The sequence below is a fragment of the Pseudoalteromonas luteoviolacea genome (assembly GCF_021654285.1).
GTDB lineage: Bacteria > Pseudomonadota > Gammaproteobacteria > Enterobacterales > Alteromonadaceae > Pseudoalteromonas > Pseudoalteromonas luteoviolacea_J.
Map to the genome: position 1 here is coordinate 1 of NZ_JAKFZS010000084.1, position 1441 is coordinate 1441.

At 35.7% G+C, this 1441-nt stretch carries 1 protein-coding gene and 1 pseudogene; both read right to left on the minus strand.

Annotated elements, in window-relative coordinates; translation table 11 throughout:
- Nucleotides 1–220: 220 nt before the first annotated feature.
- Entirely contained in the window at nt 221–1216 is a 996-nt protein-coding gene (locus tag L1077_RS27095) for a transposase (RefSeq protein ID WP_237139874.1), read from the minus strand.
- Nucleotides 1217–1257: 41 nt separating this feature from the next.
- Nucleotides 1258–1441: pseudogene (locus tag L1077_RS27100) on the minus strand (hypothetical protein); the annotation flags it as partial.

Consider the following 1441-nt stretch of genomic DNA (forward strand, 5'->3'; position numbering starts at 1 on the left):
CAGTTTAAAAACAAACAAAAGGACAGGCAAATTTTAAATGTCGAATAATATCACAAGTTCACTCTTTAAAAATAAACAACTATAAAATTTAAAAAGTAATAAATAGAGAAGATAAAGATGGCTTAAATTGAGAACACAGTAAAAATAACTCATTTATGTATAATTTAATTTCAATGAATGAGAGATAAATAGTTTAAAGAGGTGATTTAAATAAGCTTTACTACCCAACCCCCTTATACCAACTTACATCATTTTTAGCAGCATGCGCTCTTAATACCGTTTTCGAGCCTGCAAAATTACCATAGTGAGTACCGTAATTTTGTACTCTATCCAGCCAAGTTGCTTCTTCAATTCTCAGTGATACAAGTATATCGGGCACATTCTTCGGTATGAACCCTTTCTTTTTAGGGTGAACATGGCGACCCGTCCAATCAACTAGTTCAAGATAATCAATTAATGAGAAAGGTATTGTGTTTTCATGCTCTCTTTTACCAAACCGTTTTAATGATTTGGGCTGTTTTATTTGGTATGCAGCTTCATTATTTTTATTAGATTTTTGTGCGTTTGGTTTGACGTTTTTAAAGTGCCTAATGCGCTCTTGAATTGAGGTAAAATCACTATCCTCTAGATTATTTGCCATGTTGGCTCGAATCGGGTTTAAATCTACATAGGCCATGCAGCTGAGCAATGCGGTTTCATCTAACAAAGCTTGGGATTTATATCGTCCTTCCCAATATTTACCCGTGCAGTTGTCTTCCTTATTTGCCTTCTTAGCAATGAATTCATTAAGGTTTTTCATAAACCAGCTAATGTCATACAGTCTGGCTCGCCATTTTTCAATTAGCTCAGATACGAGCAACTGCTCTGCCTCACTGAGCGTATCACCGTGAAGGTATCTATCAATAATTGGGCTACCCTTGTATAACCTATACCACCTTGATATCACTTCATTATCTGACCAATTAAGTGCTTGCTGTCTATTCACTTTAACAACCAAATGATAGTGATTACTCATAATGGCATATGCGGCTATTTCAATGGCAAATACACGACTTAGCAGCTTTACTCTTTCGACTAACCATGTTCGTCTATGGTCAAAGTTTTTACCTGTATATTCATCTTCTCCACACAAAAAAGCACGACGTACACATCGTGCTATTAAGTGATAATAAGACGTCGACGACAAATCTATCAGTGCTTTCCTTGCTCTTGTCATTCCCATTCAACTCAACTTAAAACTGGATATTTAAACAGTAGTCAAATAACTCGAATTAAGCAAAAGATTTGTGTCTGTCCCATAAGTTTGTTATCTGACCAATTAAGTGCTTGCTGTCTATTCACTTTCACCACCAAATGATAGTGATTACTCATGATTGCATATGCGGCTATTTCAATCGCAAATACACTGCTTAGCAACTTTACTCTCTCCACTAACCATGTT